This is a genomic window from uncultured Aquincola sp. (genome assembly GCF_964001545.1).
Taxonomy (GTDB): domain Bacteria; phylum Pseudomonadota; class Gammaproteobacteria; order Burkholderiales; family Burkholderiaceae_C; genus Aquincola.
Map to the genome: position 1 here is coordinate 1 of NZ_CAXFDV010000229.1, position 5205 is coordinate 5205.

4 protein-coding genes are annotated in these 5205 nt (G+C 73.1%); 1 reads left to right on the top strand and 3 read right to left on the bottom strand.

Going from position 1 to position 5205, the window contains the following annotated elements; translation table 11 throughout:
* Together ABNT58_RS07945 and ABNT58_RS07950 are read right to left on the bottom strand one after the other, a co-directional pair.
* On the bottom strand, positions 1–1177 hold a 1177-nt coding region (locus ABNT58_RS07945), incomplete at its 3' end, for a leucine-rich repeat-containing protein kinase family protein (protein WP_348752964.1).
* Positions 1174–2433, bottom strand: coding sequence for a multidrug effflux MFS transporter (locus ABNT58_RS07950; protein WP_348752965.1), 1260 nt, complete (start codon positions 2431–2433; stop codon positions 1174–1176). The genes ABNT58_RS07950 and ABNT58_RS07945, both read right to left, overlap by 4 nt.
* Positions 2434–2597: 164 nt before the next feature.
* Between ABNT58_RS07950 and ABNT58_RS07955 the strand changes: the two genes are divergently transcribed.
* Positions 2598–4784, top strand: a complete 2187-nt coding sequence (locus ABNT58_RS07955) for a hypothetical protein (RefSeq protein WP_348752966.1) — start codon at positions 2598–2600, stop codon at positions 4782–4784.
* A gap of 19 nt (positions 4785–4803) precedes the next feature.
* On the opposite strand, the gene ABNT58_RS07960 is transcribed toward ABNT58_RS07955, so the two are convergent.
* Positions 4804–5205, bottom strand: a 402-nt coding sequence (locus ABNT58_RS07960) for an SDR family oxidoreductase (protein WP_348752967.1), incomplete at its 5' end; no start/stop codon positions are given.

Below are 5205 nucleotides of genomic sequence, written 5' to 3' on the forward strand. Positions count from 1 at the left end.
GGAAGGAAGCCGCGCCGAAGTCGCTGAGCAGCGCCCCGCCCTGCCCGTCGACCAGCAGGTTGTGCGCATACAGGTCGCCATGGCTCAGGCCCTTGTCGTGCAAGTGGGCCAGCGCCGCCGCGGCCGCCTGTGCGATGGCCTGGGCATGGGCTGCAGGCAGCCGCAGGCCGGGCGCATACACGTCGCGGCTGCAGCTGGCCATGCTGGGCGGCCCGGCCAGTGCCGCCCACTGCGGCGGCAGCCGGCGCATCACCAGGCCTTGCGTGCCCTGCGGGTGGCCCTGCAGCACGCCCAGCAGGCCCACCAGCGCCGGATGCCGGCCGGCCGCCAGCGTGGCGGCCATCTCGCACTGGGGCAGGCCGTCGCTGGTCATCGCGCCCTTGAACAGCTTGACCGCCACGTCCTGCGGCGGCCCTTCGGCCGGCTGCCAGCGGGCGGCATGGATGTGGCCGGATGCACCTTCGCCCAGCAAGGCCTGCAGCTGCAGCGCCGACCAGGCGATGGCGGGCGCCTGAGCCTGCGACTGGGCTGCCTGCTCGCGCGCGGCGCTGAAAGGGTTGCCCGCATGCGCCAGCCAGGCCAGCCGCGGCAGCGCCAGCAACTCGTCGGGCAGGGCGTGATGCAGTTGCTCGAACTGGTTGGCCGCCAGGCGCAGCAGCTCCAGCCGCTGCAGCCGGCCCAGGCCTTCGGGCAGGCGCTGCAGCCGGTTGCCGGCCAGCATCAGCTTTTGCATCGGCGCGCAATCGGCCAGCGTGGGCGGCAGCTCGGCCACCTGGTTGTCGGTGAGGATCAACCAGCGCAGCGTGGGCGCCAGCGACTGCGCCGGCACGTGGGTGATGCGGTTGGCCTTGAAGCCCATCGTGTCCAGCCGCGGCAGCCGGCCCAGCACCGGCGGCAGCACCTCGAAGCCGTTGCCCGACGCGAACAGCGTGTGCAGCCGGCTCAGCGTGGCCAGGCCCTCGGGCAGCGTGGCCAGCGCGTTGTTCGACAGGTCCAGCACCTCCAGCGTGTCGGCCAGCGACAGCACTTCAGGCGGCAGCTCGGTCAGGCCGCAGCCGCGCAGGTCGAGCCGGGTGGCGCCTTGCAGCTGGCCGGCGCGCAGGCGGGCCAGGGTGTCGGCGGGCGAGGGTGCGGGGGGCGTGGGTGCAGGCGTGGTGGGGGCGGGCGCGGCGGTCATGCCCCGGATTGTCGGCCGCGGCCGTCGCCGGCCTGGGCCGCCGCAGGCGCCTGCCCCCGGCCCCGCGGCAGGCTGCCCCAGGCCAGCGCCGCGGCGATCCAGGCACCGGCGGCCATGCCGGCCACCATGGGCAGCGGCCGGCCGTCGGTGAACAGGCCCACCACCGCCATCATCAGCGTGCCGGTCGCCATCTGCAGCGTGCCCAGCAGGGCCGAGGCCGCGCCGGCATGGGCGCCATGTTCTTCCAGCGCCAGCACCGAGGTGGTGGGAATCACCAGCCCCATCAAGCCGCTGGCGATGAAGTACAGCACCAGCAGCACCACCAGCCGGTCGCCGCCGGTGGCGTAGTACAGCAGCATCGCGCCCATCACCGCCGCGCAGGCGGTGGCCGCACCGCGCGCCAAGGGCGCCAGGCCGAAGCGTTCACCCAGCGGGCCGTTGAGCTGTGAAGCCCCGAAGAACGCCGCCGCATTGACGCCGAAGGCCACGCTGTAGGTGGCCGGCGCCAGGCCGTAGTGGTCGATCATCACGAACGAGGAATTGGCCAGGTACACGAAGAAGCCCGCCATCGCAAAGCCGCCGGTGAACACCAGGCCCAGGTAGTGGCGGTCGCGCAGCAGCGCGCCGTACACCGCGGCGGCGTTGCCTTGCGCGGCGGCCCGGCGCTCGGCCGGCAGCCGGGTTTCGGCCAGCGAGGTGGCCATCAAGGCCATGCCCGCCAGCGCGGCCACCGCCACCGCCCAGAACACGCTGCGCCAGCCGGCCAGCGCAATGGCCAGGCTGCCGGCCAGCGGCGCCAGGATGGGCGACACGCTGAACACCAGCATCAGCAGCGACATCAGCCGCGCCGCGTCGGTGCCGGTGTGCAGGTCGCGCACCACCGCCCGCGGAATGGCCATGCCGGCCGCCGCCCCCAGGCCCTGCACGAAGCGCAGCGCCACCAGGGTGTGGATGTCGGTGGCCAGTGCGCAGCCCACGCTGGCCAATGCGAACAGCGCCAGCCCGGCATACAGCGGCGGCTTGCGGCCGAAGCGGTCGGACAGTGTGCCGAACACCATCTGCCCCGCGGCCAGCGCGACGAAAAACACCGTCAGGCTGGCCTGCACCGCCCCGATGCCGGCGCCCAGGCTGGCGCCGATGGCCGGCAGCGCGGGCAGGTACATGTCGATGGCGAACGGCCCGATGGCCGACAGCAGGCCCAGCACCAGGGCCAGGCGGAAGAAGCGGGGAGACGACGAGCGGGGAGACGAAGACATCCGCCATTCTGGCCTGCCCAAGGTGCCCGCACCTGCCTAGACAAGTTAGGGACCCCTTCCCCCGCAGGGGTGTGGACCCGCCCCTTAAGAAGGCTGGCGCCTGCGCGGCCGGCGCCTAGGGTTGTCTTCACGCAGGGCCCGGCCCTGCGCCAAGGAGATGAACCATGGAACAGCGCTTCCCCCCCGCCCCCGCGGGCCGCAACGACGGCTGGCAGGTCAGCACCCGCCAGCGCCCCGACTTCCGCCTGCCCCTGGGCGCCTGGCTGTTCGACGGCAGCGGCCAGCTGGCCGCCCGTGCCGAGGTGAAGGACGGCCGGCTGCAGCTGACCGCCAAGGACCTGGGCCGCGGCCCTGCGCGGCTGTTCGTCGCGCCGCTGGACGAACGGCTGCTGCAGACCCCACCCACCCCGGCGCAGCTGCAGCGCCTGGGCGCTTATGAGCCGGTGCTGCCCCATGGCGCGCAGCGGGCGCCGCTGATCGAGATCCCCGGCCAGGTGCTGGACCTGTGGCCCTTCTGCTTCTGCTGGGTGCGTGGCCGGGTCGAACGGCAGCTGGACCACCGCGCCATCTGCGGCGCCCGGGTGCATGTGTGCGAGGTGGACCGCCTGCCCTGGCTGATCCAGCGCCTGCCCGAGCGTGAGCTGTACCGCCTGCGCGACGACCTGCTGAAGCAACTGCGCGAGCCACCTCTGCCGCAGCCCGACCCGGGGCCGGAGCCCTTCGGCCCGCGCCCGCTGTTCCGCAACGGCGCCATCGGCCAGGCAGTGGCGCTGAACCCGCAGCCGCTGCCGCCGAAGGAGAGCCTGGAGCTGCCGCTGGCGCTGCAGGCCAGCCTGCGCAGCCGCTCGGTCCCGGTGCTGCGACAGGCGCTGGCCAGCCAGGCCACGCTGATCTGGCCCTGGCTGTGCGGCTGGCCCTACTGGGCCCGCTGGCTGCGCTGCGACGAGGTGGCCACGCTGATCACCGACGACCAGGGCCGCTTCGAGACCCTGCTGTTCCACAACTGCCATGGCGACCAGCCCGATCTGTATTTCTGGGTGGAGTACGACTTCGGCAGCGGCTGGGAGACGGTGTACCGCCCGCGCATCGCCTGCCACACGCTGTGGGACTACCACTGCGGCACGCTGGTGACGCTGCCGGTGGCCGACCCGCGTGTGCCCGGCTGCGAAGAAGAGCCCGACCTGCCCGGCCGCCAGGTGGTGGTGCTGGGCATCGGCGCCAACCTGGCCGTGCGTGAAGTGCAGCAGGCCGCCGGCCCGATGCAGGGCCTGGACAACGGCAACGCGCCGCTGGGCGGCAGCCTGGAGCCGCGGGTGGACTTCAGCCGCTCGGCGCTGATCGGCGCGGGCATTCCGTACTACCGCTGGTCGTACCGCCGCTTGAGCGGGCCTGATGGCGTGGCCGCCACGGTGGACGCCGGCTCGGTGCCGCTGGGCAGCTGGCAGGTGATGGCGCGCGACGTGTACCGCCACTACAAGCTGGGCACCAGCTTCCCGTCGGAACGCATGGGCCCGATGCCCACCGCGGGCGTGGATGCGGCGCCGGTGCCCAACCTCTTCCGCATCCGCCCGGTGGCGCCGCCGGCCGGCACCGAATGGGTGGTGCTGGACGAGCATGTGGACCTGGCCACCGCCTACTTCGACACCCATGCGCTGGCCGGCGCGCCCACCGCACCGCCCTGGACGGATGACCTGGCCGCCGGCCGCTACGAGCTGAAGCTGGAGTTGTTCGACCACACCGGCGCGCTGGTGAACTGGACGGCACAAGGCATCGACCTGCGCATCACCGACCAGGACGCGCCGTTCGGCACCGGCACCGTCACCACCTCGGCCGCGCCGGTCGAGCACCGGGTGCTGGTGGGCGGTGCCACGATGGGCTTCCGGATGGTGGTGCGGGTGGACAACAACCGGTGCAGCGCCGACATCCAGCCGGTGGGCGGCACCGTCTCGCCCGACCCGTTGTGCGGCTTTCACCACTACAACAACGCTGGCGACACCGTGGGCCTGGCCTTCGATGCACGGCATGCCAACGGCTTTGCGCAATACAGCTTCAGCGTCACGCGCGGGCCGGGGCCCGACATCCCCAGCGCCGGCACCAGCGGCCAGTCGGGGGCGCCGGGCAGCAACGGCTATGTGCATACCGGCAGCTTCCGCTACGAGAAGGCGCCCACCGTGGGCAGCCTGCTGGGCCCCTGCAGCAACGCGGCTTATGCCGAGCACCTGCAGGTGAGCGCCATGGCCACCGACGGTTATGGCCGCCTCAGCGGCTACGACGCGGCGGACAACGCGGCCTTTGCGCTGGCGGTGCCCTGCCCGACGTGTGAGTGCGAGGAGGAGGCGGGCGGGGCCTGAGGGGCGCGCCGGCGGGCTTTCAGTAGTGGATCGCCCGCGGCGCCCCGCCGCCCACGGCGACGGCGTCGCCGTTGATCGCGCGTGAGCGTGGCGAGCACAAGAAGGCCACCACGTCGGCCACTTCGCTGGCGTCCACCAGGTGGCGGATGCTGTTGCCGGCGGCCATCTCGGCCTCCACCTCGGCCGGCGTCAGGCCGCGCTGCGCGGCGCGGGCTTCGATCAACGGCGCGGTGCGCTCGGTGCGCGTGAGGCCAGGGTGCACCACCGTCACCTGGATGCCGTCCGGCCCCAACTCGTCGGCCATGTTCTTGGCCAGCGCGGCCACGGCCACGTTGCGGATGCTGCCCACGGTGTTGCCCGCCTGCCGCGCCGCCAGCCCGCTGACGTGCACGATGCGGCCCCAGCCCTGGGCCCGCATGCC

What these genes read in the sequence shown, in the direction of transcription:
- ABNT58_RS07950 (WP_348752965.1), bottom strand. Translation starts at nt 2,433, where the DNA reads ATGTCTTCGTCTCCCCGCTCGTCGTCTCCCCGCTTCTTCCGCCTGGCC.
- ABNT58_RS07955 (WP_348752966.1), top strand. Translation starts at nt 2,598, where the DNA reads ATGGAACAGCGCTTCCCCCCCGCCCCCGCGGGCCGCAACGACGGCTGG.